Genomic DNA, 14,791 nt, shown 5'->3' with positions numbered 1-14,791 from the left:
TGCAGGCAGCCTACCCTGCTGGAACCATAAAGCATTCTTCGGATTCGCCCGAAGAGAGGACAGCAGAGGAAGGGCATGGCTGATGCATTTTCGAACCACATCCCTGGCAGCTCGGGCTTCGCTGGCCGTGTTCACGATTTCCCTTCTTGTGGTGATCGCGCTCTCCGCCTTCCAATTGATCTATGACTATAATGAAGAGATCGAGCAGGTGCACAACCAGATCGAGGCGCTGGAGGCCTCCGTTCTGAGCGTCGTCAGCCGCAGTCTCTGGACCTATGATCAGGACCAGCTCCGTTCCATCCTCCTTGGTCTCAAAACCCTGCCTTACGTCAGCTACGCAGCCATTTCCAGTGATGATGGTCTGATAATGAGCGAGGGAAAAAGACCGCAAATCCCGATCACGCAGAGAACCGATATCACGTCCCCGGCGGCCGCCCATGAAGTCATCGGCGAGCTGGTCATCGAGGCGGAAAAGGCGCTGATCGTCGGCAACCTTTGGCGACGTGCGAAATCCATTCTGCTGGCCAACTTTCTGCTCATCATGCTGATCAGCGGGATCATCATTCTCATTTTCCAGTTCAAGGTCACGCGGCCTCTGATCGAACTTTCGGACTATGCTTCGAAGATCCAGATGAACTCGCTCAGCAATACGATCGATCCCAAACGCCTGCAGGAGGAACACGAGGTCGGCCGTGTGTATCGCGCGATCGACACCATGCAGCGGAACATTCAAAAGGACTTTCAAACCATTCTGGAAGCCGAGGCGGAACTGGAAAAATACAAGACCAACCTCGAAAAGCTGGTCCAGGAGCGGACGGAAAAACTCATTCAGACAACCAAAAACCTGGTCGATTCCTCCCGGAAAGCGGGCATGGCGGAAGTGGCGATCGGTGTGCTGCACAATATCGGCAATGCCCTGACCGGTGCCAACGTCAAGGTCCAGAACCTTCACCACTCCTTTCAGAATGAAACGCCGATCGGGCATCTGCAGGACCTGATCCGGCTGCTCAAGGAGCAGGAGCCCCGTCTCGGTGAGTTCCTTACACGGGACGATCGAGGTCGCAAGGTCCTCCCCTTCCTTGAGGTCATCAGCCAGGAATGGAACGACCAGCATGAAGCCCACAAACGCAGTATCACCCTTCTGCGCAAGGATCTCAGCACGGTGTCGCAGCTCATTTCCAAGCAGCAGTCCCATGCGAAGTTCACCGGGACTGTGGAAAACCTTCTGTTGGCGGATTGTGTGGATGACGTGCTGGCCCTGCAGTCCTATGAAATCGACAAGTATCACGTGAAGGTGACAAAGGATTATCAACCGAGCGTCACGCTTTCAAGCGACCGTCACAAGGTTTTGCAGATTCTGACCAATCTCATCGGCAATGCGATCCAGGCGATGCATCAGAATCAGGACGAGCGTCGTCTGACTCTCAGTGTCTATCGCGAAGGGGACCAGGTCGTGGCGGTTGTGACGGATAATGGCGTCGGCATTAGCGCCGAGCAGATGAATTCCATGTTCCGCTATGGCTATACCACCAAAAAATCCGGCCATGGATTCGGGCTGCATAGCTGTTCGATCGATGCGAAAATTCTCGGCGGCACTCTCACCTGTACCAGCGAAGGCTCAGGTCAGGGTGCGACCTTTACGCTGATGCTGCCGATTCATAATACCAAGCGCAGCACGCCCTCGGATGAGGAAATCCTCGGCGAGCTGGAAAGCCCGCCTGATCTGCAAAGCGCGTGATCCTGGAGGGTGTTGAAAAGGCCTCTCAGGCAAGGCGCAGGAGAGGCGAGCACCGGAGTGTACACGCTGGTACATGAGGAGCGGAGCCGACCCGGCAACGCAGAATGAGGGGCGTTTTCAACGCCCTCTATAGAACGTGGGGATTTTCGAGACGCACCAGGGCCGTCGACTGACTGCTGCCGATGCGTGAAGCCCCTGCAACCACCAGCTCCAGGGCCTTGCTCCGGTCCTTGATCCCACCGGATGCTTTCACATGCATCTCCGCTTTGATCGACTCACGCATCAGAGCCACGTGTTCCACCGTCGCTCCGTGACTGCCAAAGCCGGTCGAGGTTTTCACATATTCAAAACCGGCATCAGCAGCGAGCCGGCAGGCGTGCGCGATCTCGTCATGATTGAGGTTGCACGTTTCCAGGATCAACTTATAGAGGGCCTTGGGCACCGCACGGCGCAAGGCTGTGAGTTCGCGGGCGACATAAGCGGTATCACCGGCTTTCATGGCTCCCGTATTCAGGACCACATCGAGTTCCACGGCGCCGGCGGCATAGGCCTTTTCCGCTTCAAACACTTTAACCTCGGTCGTGTTCGCACCCAAAGGAAAGCCGATGACCGTGCACAGCGCCACCGTACTCCCCTGCAGCCGCTCCCGGGCCAAGGGAAGAAACCAGGGGTTCACACAAACCGCTGCGAAGTGATAGGCCTTGGCCTCATCACAGAGCTTTTCAATTTCCGCGGGCTGCGCGTCAGCGCGCAGAAGCGTATGATCAATCTTTGCGGCAAGGCTTGCATCCCAGCTGCCATGAGGTCCAATTGTGATGGGTTCTGTGGACATGTCAGTCTCCTTTATGAGTCCCCGATCATCATAATCGCGATACCGGCTACGGCCAAGAGCGTAAGGGCCACGCTTTTCCAGCTCACGCGCTCACCCAGTAAAAAATGGGCGATCGGCAAAATCCAGACTGGGTAAGTGCTGCTGATGGCGGTTGTCACTCCGGCCTTGGCGTATTTGGCCCCGGTCGACATGAGGAGCAAACCCAGATAGGTTCCCATAAAGGCAGCGAGCGACAAGATCAAGCCATTTCGCGTGGTGCTGAAGACCAGGCGTAGGGACTCCCAGCCCGACCGCCGAAAACTCAGCACAGAAAGCACCAGAATCGCCGGCAGAACCCTGAGAAGGGTTCCGGTGATAACATCCACCCCCTGCAGGGACTGCCGCAGGATAATCACCGTCGCCGCCTGGCACAGGGCTGAGCCCACGGCGGCGGCCACGCCAGACCAATCCAATTCCACTGTGTCGCTGGGACCCTGCCGCCGGGAGCCGATCAGCCAGGCCAAAGCCCCCGTGGTGACCAAAAGCCCCATCCATTCCCAGCGACCGAGGTTTTCATCAAACAGAAACCAGGACACCACAGCGGCCAGTGGCGGCGCCAGACATTGAATGACCGAGGCGCGCTGCACGCCAATCGACTTGATGGCCTGAAAGAAAAGCGTATCGCCGAGGGCCAGGCCGATCAAGCCCGAAAGCGCAAAGGCTCCTATCCGCAAACCATCCGGAAGCTGCAGACCCATCACCACGGCGGTGAACCCCAGGCAGACCAGGGCGACAATATTCTTGTAAAGATTGAGACCGGCCGAGGGCACCTGCCGGCCGAAGCGGGTATACAGCGACAAGGAACAGGCCCAAATCATGGCGGCTGCCAAGGAAGCTGCTTCTCCCAGCAGCTGACCCGACGCAAGAGGCATGCAAAACATCCTTTCTCTACGGACATAATCCGGTGGGGGACAGTAGCACCGCTCGGACTCGAAAATCCAATTCTTTCACTGGGTCCGATTGTGGAGCCAGGGGTTTTCCCCAAAATGCTCCTGCCGCCCATCCTGGACCAGAAAATTACGCCCCGATAAGACCCTGGATGATCTTGGAAATTGAGATGACGGGAAGTCTTCGCAGCGATCTGCCGCTGGTATTTGGTGTCTGCCAAGGAACTCGAACCTAGAGGTGTTTCACATGAACAAGGATCGGATGCACAACAGTGCTTTTCTGATATTCAGGTTGACTCTTACCAATTCCCTCATTCACTTGCCTGAGATAAGCTCACCAAGAAGTCTGCAACAAACTAATAAAAATTAGAGGAATCCAGCCTTTTTTTAGTCGACCGAACATCGACCGTAGTTTCCCTACGGTCGATTTTTTTTATCGGTTCTCCGCACTCAATGGAACCGACCCTTACGATAAACCCTGAGCCGGACAGGACGCACGGAAGGCGCGAGCAGCTCGTCCAGTTTGTTGCCAAAACTCTGACCACACGACGGGATCCATAGGCGATCGAGATTCTGCAGGCGCAAAAGTTTCCAAAGCATAGCGAGTCCTCCGGCTAATCCATCCAATGTCCTCCAGTTATCTTGGGATATACCTAACTCTTCGGGACTCATGGACGAGTGGCCAAATGCCTATTATTTTATTGGCAACATTAGGCGGTTACGCCGATATTTACCCCGAGTTAACCGTGGTGAATAACCCGTTCAGCCCGGACGTTTTTCGCAGAAAAAAGACCACCTGCATGGAAAGCGAGGCGGCCTGTTGGTGTGTTGGAAGCCAGGAATCAGGAAGGAAGCTGTTGGACCAACGAAGTGGTCGGCGTTCCCATCACGCGCTCATAATAGTTGTCGAGGAACAGAATAAAGGCACTCAGGATTTCCGTCTTGCTGCGCGCACCCACTTTACTGTTGATATTCTTTACATGAATCCGAACCGTGTTCTGACTGATGCCAAGTTTCTGCGAAATGTCCTCGGCGTTCACTACGCGTGCAATCATCAATTGCAGCACATCCTGCTCGCGGGGGCTAAGATTGTACTGTTTGCTGAATGCCACCATCGGAACTTTAACTTTGTCTGCTCTCATGTTTTCCCACCTCTCGTGTTGCCTTGATTCATCCCTCTCTTCTCGCACGGGAACCCCTGCTCTATAGGGAGCTTGAATCTTTCGCTTGAGTAAAGATCATTATAAGTAATGAGGCCACTTGAACCTGTCAACTCCAAAAAACCCTCGCACCAAAGGTTCTCGATGATCGCGAGCTGTGCTAAAGTGAAAGCCATACAAGTTCAGGATGGTCGCATGATGCAGTGTTGGCGTCGGTTTGCTTCACCGTGGCGGAGAATTTGGTCAAAACACGCCATTTCGGCCGCAAAACACGCCTTCTTGGTAGGTTTAATATGTTTTAATGGCGCTGGCTATGGTGAATTTGACAGCGCCGATTCCATTCATCATCTTTTCAATGCGCATCTTCTGCAGCCAAAAGAATTTCAAGTTTCTGTCTATGGAAATGCGCAAGCTGGGATTACCCCGGACCTGGAACTGGGCTTGCAGGGCCTTGCGTATGTCATTCAACCGCCACTCTGGAATTTCTCACTCAAGCATCGGATGTTTACCACCAGCAATTTTCAAACTTCCTTCAACAGCCATAGTTTCTTCTTTACCAGTGGCAATGAACGTTTGCTGCTCTCTCTGCATGGTGTGATCACCAGCTATAAGATAACCACGCACCAGCATCTGAATTTCGGTCTGATGGATGGTCTCGTGATGTCGTTCAGTCGGGACGGGGGGTCCAGCCTGCATCTGGTGACTCCCATGATCGGTTGGGATGGTGTCATTAACCGACATGTGGCCTTTTCTGCCACCCTGCTGCGCCCGATCTATGCGAGCGAAGAGCAGGAATCCCAGCGTTTTGGTGAAGGCAATCGGGAAATCGATTTTACCAGCGGAAGAGCCAAACCTGCCTTTGGAATGGCCACGATGATCTTTTCCTGGCGCAATTTCCACTTCGAAGCGGGTGCGATTTATCTCAGCTATGAAAATGCTCTGGCCCTGCCATATGCCAACCTCTTTTGGAGGTTTCCCATCCGATGAAACTCCGTCTGCCTCTTTTAGCCTGTGTTCTGACCGCCTGCACAGTTCCGGAAAATACCCCGGAGTATCCGATCATCGCTCGTATTCTGACGTCGATCGACGGTCGCTATCAGCTCGCCAATGTCAAGATCGAGACGCTCACGGATGTCGATCATATGAGCGGAACCGTAGGCTTGATCATTGGACAGGCTGCCCTGAATGTGGATGCGGATGTCGCGGAAATTATGTCCTCCACGGATCCCGACGCCGTTTACAGCGATCGCGGTCATATGGTGCAGACCGACTACATTCTGGAGGATGGTGTGGTCATCCCGCAGAATTTCCAGACCATGGAGATGCTCGGGCTCTATTCCGTTTATGAACGCACGGTCGCCTTCTGGGTGGAAAACTTCGATATTCCTTTCGAAACGATCGGGCTGCCCAGCCTTTACTACAATCCCCGTCTGCGCCGCGAAAAGGATGGCGAGGCCGTGGAGGTCAGCACTACCATGAACGCGGCCTACCTGCCCGGCGTGCGGGACTTCTGGTTTTTCAAAACGGCCTCGCGCGAGCATGTGCCCGTGAAAATGAACTTCGGGGTCGTGGCCCATGAATTCGGTCACTATATTTTTGATTATCAGTTTGCCCGCTTCGATCGTGGGGCCTATGACACGATCCTTGCGGTGAATGAAAATTTTCTTTCCGGATTGAACGAGGGTCTGTCCGATTATTTCTCTTATGCCGTGACCCAAAGCGTGACGGAATTTGGAGCGTCCCTGCCGGAACTGGATCAGGAGCGACGCCTGCCGGTGAGCTGGACCCTGCGCACCTCGCTCAGTGGCGTCTGCACGGGCAGCTTCTACTGCCAGGGATCGGTGCTGGCCTCCGCGCTCTACGAGATCGCGCAGCTGCCAGGTCAAACGCCACTCCGCGTGGCGCAGAGAGCCTTCCGTTCTCTGCCGGATTTTCGCAACAATTGGCTGGAAAATCGTGACAACAATCTGATGGATTACAGCGCGCTCCTGAATGCGATTCTCACTCAGGCGCCTGAGGATCAGGAGGCCTATTGCAACATTTTCCGCAAGTGGTTTGATACGGATAATGTAAGGCTGAAACTCACATGCCCGACTTAAGGTTCAGGAGCATTGGTCTCCTATTTTTCACAATTTTGGCGAGTTCCGCTCAGGCGGAAATCATGAATCCGATTTTGCCGTCAGGCAGCATTGGCCTCGGGCTATCGACCCTTCATGTGTCGCAGCCGGACAGTGACACCGAGCAGCGCTATCGCTGGGACCTGCATGAGTTCATCCGTATGCCCTGGGGTTTACGTGTGCATAACCGTCTGGGCATAGCCCGTGATACCCGGCCGCGAGCCGATTCGGTTCAGGTGCATCACCATTTTTACGAGCTGGCCAGCACCCTGCAATGGACCGGGACCCACCTTTTCCGCTACGGACTTGGGGCCGGACCTCTTTTGCTTGTCGAACAAACGATCACGCGCATCCGTATCGACGAGAGCATCAAACGCACCAACAACCGGCTTCAGCTCGGTGCGTTGCTCGAGGCGCAGTTGGACTATGCCTTCAACACGACTTGGGAATTGGCCTTGGTCGCGGCGATCCAGCTCCGCCCGGCCGTGAATAAACGGGACTTCAGCTTCGGCGTCAGCCTGCAATTCAACAAGGGCAATCCGCGCAAGGACGACACTATCAAACCCAGAATCCCAGCCCCGCCCCCTCCGCTTCCACCGCTGTGAACTTGTGTTCAGCCATCCGCTGTGCTAAGGAAGACCGCAAAGACACTGCTCCTTACGCCCAAAGGAAAACCTGTCGTGCGTCATTACCTGAAGTACACCAACTGCAATCTGCTGGTGGTCCTGGCCATCGTGAGTTTCGGTGCCGGCGGAGCCTGGCTATGGTTCCCCTTGCTGTTCACCATTACGGTCGCCGTGCTGGGCGATACTGTGCTGCCACCGGATTTGGATCAGCCCCGCTATCGACACACATGGTTGCTCAATGCCTTTCTCTTTGCCAACCTGCCTCTTCTTCTGATCGCCTATCTGGTCCTGTTCTGGCAGTTTGCCGATCACGATCTCCTGGGCCTGGGGCATTTTTTGGATCAGATTTTGGACGGGTCCCTTCTCGAAAACAAGGCCCTCACGAGCGGCTGGCATCGTCTCGGGGGCTTCCTCGGCATGGGCCTGCTCCTGGGCCTGGCAGCCACCAATATCGCGCATGAACTCGTTCATCGCACCTGGAGCCCTTTGATCACGGAAATAGGTCGCTGGCTTCTCGCCTTCACCTGGGATGGGGCGTTTGCGATTGAACATGTTTACGGGCATCATCGCAAGATTGGAACCTGGGAGGATCCGGCCACCGCACGACGCGGCGAATCGTATTTTCAGTTCCTCGTGCGTTCCACCGTGGGTGGCAACCTCAGCGCCTGGAAAATTGAACGCTCGTTCTTGATGAATAAGAATCGGCCTGTCTGGTCGCTCGACAATCGTGTGCTGCGCGGCTGGCTGATGTCGTTCACCATCGCCGCGCTCAGTACGGCCCTGCTGGGAGGGGTGGCGGGTCTGCTGCTGCATCTGGGCCTGGCGCTCCTTGGCAAATGCTATCTGGAGCTGGTGAACTTCATCGAACATTACGGGCTCGTCCGCGTGCCCCGGACGCCGGTGGGTTTTCGTCATTCGTGGAACAGCCATCACAGCATCAGCGGTTGGCTTCTTTTTAATCTCACGCGTCACTCGCATCATCATGAAACAGGGCATTTGCCCTTCTGGCGTTTGGAACCCCGGCCGGAGGCGCCGACCCTTCCCTTCGGGTACATGACCATGATCCTGATCGCCCTGGTCCCTCCCCTGCATCGCCGCGTAATGCGGCCCTACCTGGAGACCTGGGACCAGCACTGGGCGACACCTGCGGAAAATTCTCTAGCCCGGGCCGCCGGCCCCCTCGCTTCCCTAACCCCTCGCTATTCCCACAGAATTTAATTTTATAATCGGCCTCCTGCCCAATTTTGGAACAGGCCCTCCAGGTTTTTTCAGCTCTGTCCTCAACACCTTAAGAGTTTTGCCGATAGCCCAATGGTGACCATAGAGATGCGAGGTGGGATCCGATGAACACTCAATGGAGCCGATTCCTTATTTGGCTCTTCGGCAGCTGGCTCTTGATCAGCGGTCATGCGTTCGGCAATAGCTACACCAAAGGCATGAAGGCTTTTAAAGATGAGGACTACTCGAAGGCCTACAAGATTCTTTCGGCTGTAGTGAAAAAGTCCAAGGACAAGACGGACAAGGCCGAAGCCATGGTCCTGATGGGTGCAGCCGCAGCCAAGATGGGCAAGAAGAGCAAAGCGGAGTCCCTGTTCAACAAGGCTTTGAAACTGGATTCGGATGCAAGCATCCCGCGTGATGTCGTCAAAGACAAGGGCGTGCGGAAGCTCTTCGCCAAAGCCAAAAAAGGAGGCGGTGGTGGGGATGACGACATGGGCGATGATTTCGGTGACGAAAAAATGTCATCGAAAAGCAGTGGCGGCGGCAGCAGCAGTTCGCTGACACCTTATATTCCCTTTGGCATTGGCTATCTCATGGATGGACAGATTGGCAAGGGTTTGCTTTACGGCGGCGCTCAAGTCGCAGGTGTGGTCGGCTTTCTCTATTATAATAATGAGATTACCAAAGCCAACAAGGATGCTGATGCCATTGGTCAGGACGCGCTGGCTCGTCAGGCAGCTGGCCAGGCTGTGGATCAGGAAACCCTGGATTTCCTGGATCAGAATGAAGCCTTTGTGAAAGCAGCGCAGAGCAACCAGACGCTGATGGTTGCGGTTGCAGCCGGCGGCTATGGTCTCAGTGTTCTGGATGGACTCTTCTTTGGCGGCGGCAGCAGCAGCAGCAAGAAAAGCAAAAAATCCAGACGTCGGTCTGATATCCTTCCGCCCACAGCAGGGGAAAAGCTGGCCGATACCGCTGTCGAAGAAGTCGAAGAGATGCCACGTCTTTGGAATATGAAGCTGCACCTCGTGCCCCGGAGTGATCCTGGTCTGATGTTGAGCATCAATCGCAGCTTCTGATGCTACGCTTTCTGCATGCGCGGCATCGCACTCGTTGCGTGCCGCCAATCCAAAACTCAGCTCCTGATAAACTTATGCTTCCTGCATGCGCGGCATCGCACTCGCGGCCTGCCGCCAGTCCAGGAGCGTCCACTTGTTTCTCAAAGCATGGGCCCGCAATTTCGGATCGGGGTTGACCACCATGGGATGCCCCACCACTTCCAGCATGGGCAAATCCGAATAGGAATCTGTGTAAAAATACGAGCGGTTCAAATCCACGCCACTGTCCCGAGCCCACGCCTTCGCATGAAAAACCTTCCCATCCGCATAAACCAAAGGTTTATGATAGGTACCGAGCAAGCGCCCCTCCTCGGTGGGAAAGCGATTGGCAATCCAATGATCAAGACCCCAGGCTTTGCATGCATAGTCCGCCTGGTAGCAGGAACTGCTGGTCAGCAACACCAGGGCATGCCCGGCCTTCCGATGCGCCTGCAAAACGGGAATGGCACCGGGCTGCAAGCGGGGCTTCACCTCCTCCTCGAAAAAATCCTTGGACCAGCGCACCAGATCATGCTCCAGAACGCCGGTAAAGTGTCTCATGGCCTTGGCATAGGCTTTTTCCATGGAACCAATATTCAAGTGATACAGCAGGGAATGACCCATCGTCGACAAGACCTGTCGGGTCGAGATGCGCCCGTGTTTGCGTTCAAAACGAGCGTACAGTATCGCGCTATTCACAGAGATCAAGGTACGGTCCAAATCAAAAAACGCTGCTATTTTCGCCTGACTCATGCTTCCACCCTCAGCTGGCTTTCACCGGATCATGCTTCGTCGGCCCATCGAACATAGGATTGATTCCATAGATGACACAAAAGTTCCATGAAGCCAAGCTTTTCAGAATGAGCCAGAAGCTCAGCAGCCGTATAACTTTGTTCGCGGCACAGGAGGGCCACGAGGTCGGTGAGCGACCGATCCAGCACAAAACACTCACCTTCCGCTGCAAAATGCAGTTTATCACTGACCTGATAATAGGCAAATCGCGCGCCTTCCGCACGCTCCACCGGACGAGCTTTTTTCAGACCAGCGCGTAGGATTTTTTCGGTCACGGGTCGCTCGAGAGCTTCATGAAAACTGCGCGGCTCGGTGAGAAATCCGCCGATCCATTTCATAAAGTTCGCTTCATTCTGCAGACCAGTCAGCATGAGTTCACGCAAACGTTGCAATTCACCCGGCAGGATCAAACCGGGTTCACGATTCTCCGGCATAGTCTGATCGGTATAAAATATTTCGTCGCCCTCAATCTGATTACAAAATTGCACGAAGGAGAGCAGCATCTCCTTCTGATGAGGAGCGCGGAATCCTACCGAATAGGTGATCGATTCTCCAAGCGCCACCCCATTGTGCGCAAAACCAGGTGGCAGATAAAGCATATCGCCCGGCTCCAGCACAAAACTTTCCACCGGCTCGAAGTGCTTCAGAATCTTCATATCCAGATCCGGTTCCAGTTCGGGATGCACGAGGGCGTTGGCTCCGATCTCCCAGCGTCGACGGCCCTGGCCCTGGATCAGAAACACATCATAGTTATCGGTATGCGCTCCGACCCCACCCTGATCCACGGCGTAGGAGATCATAATGTCATCAACCCGCCAGTTGGGAAGAAAGCGGAAACGATCCCGCAGCCGCGAGACTTCGGGCAGGAGCCGATCCACGGCCTGGACCAGAATGGTCCATTTGTGGGCCGGCAGGGTTCCCCAGATATCCTCGGCGAAGGGACCATGACGGGTTTCCCAGGATTTGGGTCCGTGTTCGATGACGAGCCGACTGTCAATGCCCTCCTGGCTGGCAAGGCCGGCAAGCTCATCCCCACTTACATAATTGAGACCACCCGGAAAGGCATTCCGGATCAGCAAAGGTTTTTTCTGCCAGTGGCGGCTTAAAAATTCAGACTGGTGGTTTCCCAACACCGAACGATCGATCATCAGTATGTCCTCGCATAAAACCAGGGGTGGCCGGAGATTCGCATGCCGGGCCCCAAAGATCAATCAGGACCGCAGACCGTGCGGGGCCCAGGATGCGACGCGCCTCCCCAAGGCGACAGACGCTCAGTCTGCTCGACTGACGGGCATCTCAAAGAAGCAATTTATTTTTTCTACATTCCAACCGGACCGTCAACTGGCTAGATAGTCAATTAGAGAGCCGCTTTTTTTCCATTTTCACCAAATGAGGTCCTGTCATGATCAACAGAGCTACCCGTCCTGGAGTTCTCGCGTCCTTCGGTCTGACTTGTTTGACTGCCGGTTTGCTGAGCTGCAGTGCGTCCGAGCCGCAAGACAGCGAGTCCAAAATATACGGTGGCGTCAAGACAAAAGCTGGTGAGTGGTTGTCCACCGTGGCTCTCGTCTCGAACGGCCGCATGTTCTGTACCGGCTCCGCGATCAACCCCGAACTCGTCATCACGGCTGCTCATTGTATTCAAGGTTCGAGCAACCCAAGCCGCATTGGTGTGTATGTCGGTGAAGGCGACGAAGGCGGTCGGGTCGAAGCGCAGTATAAAGTTGTGAAAATGGCCTATTCGCCGAAGTATAGTCGGAACGTGGATGGCTGGAATGATATCGCCTACCTCGTGCTGGACAAGCCTCTGGATCTTCCTGAATCCGCGTACATTCCTGTTCTGACCGACGCGGATGAAACCGAGGAGCTGCTCCAAACCGGTCTCTTTGCTTACCTCGTTGGCTTTGGCAACCGTGATGGCGGTGGCTTCGGCGTGAAATATGAAGTGGATGTGGAGATCACCAAGGTCGGTGATAATGAAGTTTCTCTCGGTAACAACGGCAAGGACTCCTGCCAGGGCGATAGCGGTGGACCCGCGTTTGCGAAGCTGAAAAATGGTGACTGGCGCGTGTTTGGGGTCGTCTCCCGCGGCGGCGCCTGCGGCACAGGCGGCATCTATGGTCGCATGAATGCCAATATCTGCTGGATCCAGGAGGATTCCGGTGTGGATCTGGGCATGGATGCTTACTGCACTCCGGAAGAGCCCACCGAACCCGCAGCCCTGCCTACGGCTGATCAGGAAAATCCCGCTGATCCTCAGGCTTAATCATAAGGCCGGGTCCTGTTGAGGGACCCGGTTTTGAATTTGAGATGACGGGCAGCGTGAGGCCTTGTCGTCTCACGGGACTGCGACCGCGAGAACACTCGCGCCCCGTGCTGACCATCCATCCTGCGCAACTACGGAACGAAGACAGCGCGCACGCAGCCTTCCCTCTTCGTCTTGAACAACTCATAGCCATGCGGCGCCTCCTCCAGGGACAGGCGATGCGTCGCGAGATAGGACGGATCCAGCCGCCCGCTCGCGACAAGGTCCATGAGCAGCGGCAGATACTTCTGTCCATGCTGCTGCGCGGTGCGGACGGTGAGTCCCTTGTTCATGATGGAACCCATCGGAAACTTATCCATCAACCCATAAATGCCAAGAACGGACAGCGTGCCTCCCTTACGACAGGCAAGAATCGCTTCCCGGAGCGCCTCCCCGCGATCGGTGGCCAGATGCAGCGCCTGCTTCACGCGATCATAGGCGTAACCCACTCCCGTGCCATGCGCCTCCATGCCGACGGCATCGATACAGGCATCCGGTCCTCGCCCGCTGGTCATCTCCTTCAGCGCCTCAAGCACACTGTCCACCTCTTCATAGTTGATGGTTTCCGCACCGGCTTTCATGCGAGCCAGCTGCAATCGTTCCGGATAACGGTCGACGGCAATCACCCGTTCCGCTCCCATGAGACGGGCGCTCTCCATGGCCATGAGCCCCACGCCGCCGCAGCCCCAGACAGCCACTGTATCACCGGGTTGAATGGAGCAAAAATCAGCGCCCATGAAACCGGTGGGCACAGCATCAGAGAGAAAGATTGCCTGTTCATCCGTGACATGATCTGGAACCTTGAAGCAATCCACGTCCGCATGGGGCACGCGCACATACTGGGCATGCGCGCCCGCATAGCCACCAAACGCATGCGTGGCTCCATAGGCGCCGGCCGTGGGATAACCGAGCAAGGGTTCCTGAAGTTTGGCATTGGGATTGGTATTATCACAGAGGGAATAAAGATCATGCTGACAAAACCAGCAGCTGCCGCAGGAGATGAAGGAAGGAACCACCACGCGATCCCCGACTTTGATTTTTTCCACCTGGGGACCGGCTTCCACCACCTCACCCATGAATTCGTGGCCGATGATATCGCCTTCCCGCATCGTCGGCATGTACCCTCCAATCATGTGCAGATCGGAGCCACAGGTCGTGGACATCGTCACCCGCAGGATGACGTCATGGGGATTCAGGATGCGGGGATCAGGGACTGTTTCCACACGGAGGTCATTGACACCGTTCCAACAGAGAGCTCTCATTGCCAGGACTCCTTTTCCCAAGGGGAGTTTATGCCACCGCCTGGGGCGGCTGCAATTCCAAGGCCATGCTCGCCGTGAGTCCGGCAGAATTTCGCACAAATTCAAGTTTTACCTGATTCTTCCGATAAATCCTTTGCTTGGATAAGAAGGGATTTGGCAATGAAAACGTGGATATTCATCCTCCCGCTTCTGATCAGCCTGGAGGGATGCAAGAAAACTCAAAAGCAGCATTCGGCGGAGCTGCAGGCGCTGATCGATGACAGCTGTGCCCAGAATCCGGTGAATTTTATCGAGCAGGAAGAAAGCGCCCGCCAGCAGCTTTATGTCTTTGGTCCTGACGACAGCGACTTCCGCCAGAAATGGCAGGAGCTGCAGCGGAGTTTTCGCGATTCAGGTCGGGATTTGTCAGGTCCTGAGAAGACAGCCTTTGTATCGAAATATGTGCCGCGCTTTCTGCAAGGCTGCACGCAATTTTTCGCAGGTGCTGTCATTCAATGCAATCAATACGCTGTCGGCAGCATGGAGCTGCAGCGCTGCCTGGAGCCTCACAATGAGGACTTTCGCCGGTTTCTGGCGCAATATTTGAAAGTGAATGATAAAGGCTGGATTGATCTCGAATCGTTACCGGCTGAACCATAAGGCGCAGGGGCAGGCCGGCTGCGCGAGCCGGCGGATGGTCCGCGAGACGGTGGATGGTGCGCGAGCCGGTGGAAAG

At 55.3% G+C, this 14,791-nt stretch carries 15 protein-coding genes; 8 read left to right on the top strand and 7 right to left on the bottom strand.

The window, feature by feature from the left end:
* Positions 1-82: 82 nt before the first annotated feature.
* Positions 83-1,738: a sensor histidine kinase gene (locus tag OLTU_RS14640; protein WP_141733509.1), complete on the top strand. Its 1,656-nt coding sequence runs from the start codon at positions 83-85 to the stop codon at positions 1,736-1,738.
* Positions 1,739-1,865: 127 nt separating this feature from the next.
* Here OLTU_RS14640 and deoC read toward each other — a convergent pair whose 3' ends face one another.
* The 4 genes from deoC to OLTU_RS14625 form a co-directional block, all read right to left on the bottom strand.
* On the bottom strand, positions 1,866-2,570 hold the full coding sequence (gene deoC, locus OLTU_RS14635; protein WP_141733508.1) for a deoxyribose-phosphate aldolase: 705 nt from the start codon (positions 2,568-2,570) through the stop codon (positions 1,866-1,868).
* Positions 2,571-2,581: 11 nt separating this feature from the next.
* Positions 2,582-3,481, bottom strand: coding sequence for a DMT family transporter (locus OLTU_RS14630; protein WP_176736629.1), 900 nt, complete (start codon positions 3,479-3,481; stop codon positions 2,582-2,584).
* A gap of 465 nt (positions 3,482-3,946) precedes the next feature.
* Positions 3,947-4,096: a hypothetical protein gene (locus OLTU_RS31920; protein WP_176736628.1), complete on the bottom strand. Its 150-nt coding sequence runs from the start codon at positions 4,094-4,096 to the stop codon at positions 3,947-3,949.
* A gap of 242 nt (positions 4,097-4,338) precedes the next feature.
* A complete protein-coding gene (locus OLTU_RS14625; RefSeq protein WP_141733506.1) occupies positions 4,339-4,638 on the bottom strand; it encodes a helix-turn-helix transcriptional regulator in 300 nt (99 codons plus the stop codon).
* Positions 4,639-4,935: 297 nt separating this feature from the next.
* Here OLTU_RS14625 and OLTU_RS14620 point away from each other — a divergent pair, with 297 nt between their 5' ends.
* The 5 genes from OLTU_RS14620 (at position 4,936) to OLTU_RS14600 (ending at position 9,699) form a co-directional block, all read left to right on the top strand.
* Positions 4,936-5,643, top strand: coding sequence for a hypothetical protein (locus tag OLTU_RS14620; RefSeq protein ID WP_218110043.1), 708 nt, complete (start codon positions 4,936-4,938; stop codon positions 5,641-5,643).
* A complete protein-coding gene (locus tag OLTU_RS14615; protein WP_141733504.1) occupies positions 5,640-6,755 on the top strand; it encodes a gluzincin family metallopeptidase in 1,116 nt (371 codons plus the stop codon). Before OLTU_RS14620 ends, OLTU_RS14615 begins: the two co-directional genes overlap by 4 nt.
* Before the next feature lie 62 nt (positions 6,756-6,817).
* Positions 6,818-7,378, top strand: a complete 561-nt coding sequence (locus OLTU_RS14610) for a hypothetical protein (protein WP_141733503.1) — start codon at positions 6,818-6,820, stop codon at positions 7,376-7,378.
* Between the two features lie 75 nt (positions 7,379-7,453).
* A complete protein-coding gene (locus tag OLTU_RS14605) occupies positions 7,454-8,617 on the top strand; it encodes an alkane 1-monooxygenase (RefSeq protein WP_141733502.1) in 1,164 nt (387 codons plus the stop codon).
* Between the two features lie 125 nt (positions 8,618-8,742).
* A complete protein-coding gene (locus tag OLTU_RS14600; protein ID WP_141733501.1) occupies positions 8,743-9,699 on the top strand; it encodes a tetratricopeptide repeat protein in 957 nt (318 codons plus the stop codon).
* Positions 9,700-9,771: 72 nt separating this feature from the next.
* Here OLTU_RS14600 and OLTU_RS14595 read toward each other — a convergent pair whose 3' ends face one another.
* Both OLTU_RS14595 and OLTU_RS14590 read right to left on the bottom strand, forming a co-directional pair.
* Complete coding sequence (locus OLTU_RS14595; protein WP_141733500.1) at positions 9,772-10,470, bottom strand: HAD family hydrolase; 699 nt, start codon at positions 10,468-10,470, stop codon at positions 9,772-9,774.
* A gap of 29 nt (positions 10,471-10,499) precedes the next feature.
* The gene (locus OLTU_RS14590; protein WP_141733499.1) at positions 10,500-11,657 is read right to left on the bottom strand and encodes a cupin domain-containing protein; all 1,158 of its coding nucleotides are present in this window, start codon (positions 11,655-11,657) and stop codon (positions 10,500-10,502) included.
* A gap of 254 nt (positions 11,658-11,911) precedes the next feature.
* On the opposite strand from OLTU_RS14590, the gene OLTU_RS14585 reads away from it, so the two are divergent.
* On the top strand, positions 11,912-12,775 hold the full coding sequence (locus OLTU_RS14585; protein WP_141733498.1) for a S1 family peptidase: 864 nt from the start codon (positions 11,912-11,914) through the stop codon (positions 12,773-12,775).
* Between the two features lie 131 nt (positions 12,776-12,906).
* On the opposite strand, the gene OLTU_RS14580 is transcribed toward OLTU_RS14585, so the two are convergent.
* The gene (locus OLTU_RS14580) at positions 12,907-14,076 is read right to left on the bottom strand and encodes a zinc-dependent alcohol dehydrogenase (RefSeq protein ID WP_141733497.1); all 1,170 of its coding nucleotides are present in this window, start codon (positions 14,074-14,076) and stop codon (positions 12,907-12,909) included.
* A 159-nt stretch (positions 14,077-14,235) separates the two neighbouring features.
* Here OLTU_RS14580 and OLTU_RS14575 point away from each other — a divergent pair, with 159 nt between their 5' ends.
* A complete protein-coding gene (locus OLTU_RS14575; protein ID WP_141733496.1) occupies positions 14,236-14,715 on the top strand; it encodes a hypothetical protein in 480 nt (159 codons plus the stop codon).
* Positions 14,716-14,791: the final 76 nt, after the last annotated feature.

The organism is Oligoflexus tunisiensis (assembly GCF_001748245.1).
In the GTDB taxonomy this organism is placed as follows: Bacteria; Bdellovibrionota_B; Oligoflexia; order Oligoflexales; family Oligoflexaceae; genus Oligoflexus; species Oligoflexus tunisiensis.
This window is presented reverse-complemented; position numbering and strand designations above follow the sequence as displayed.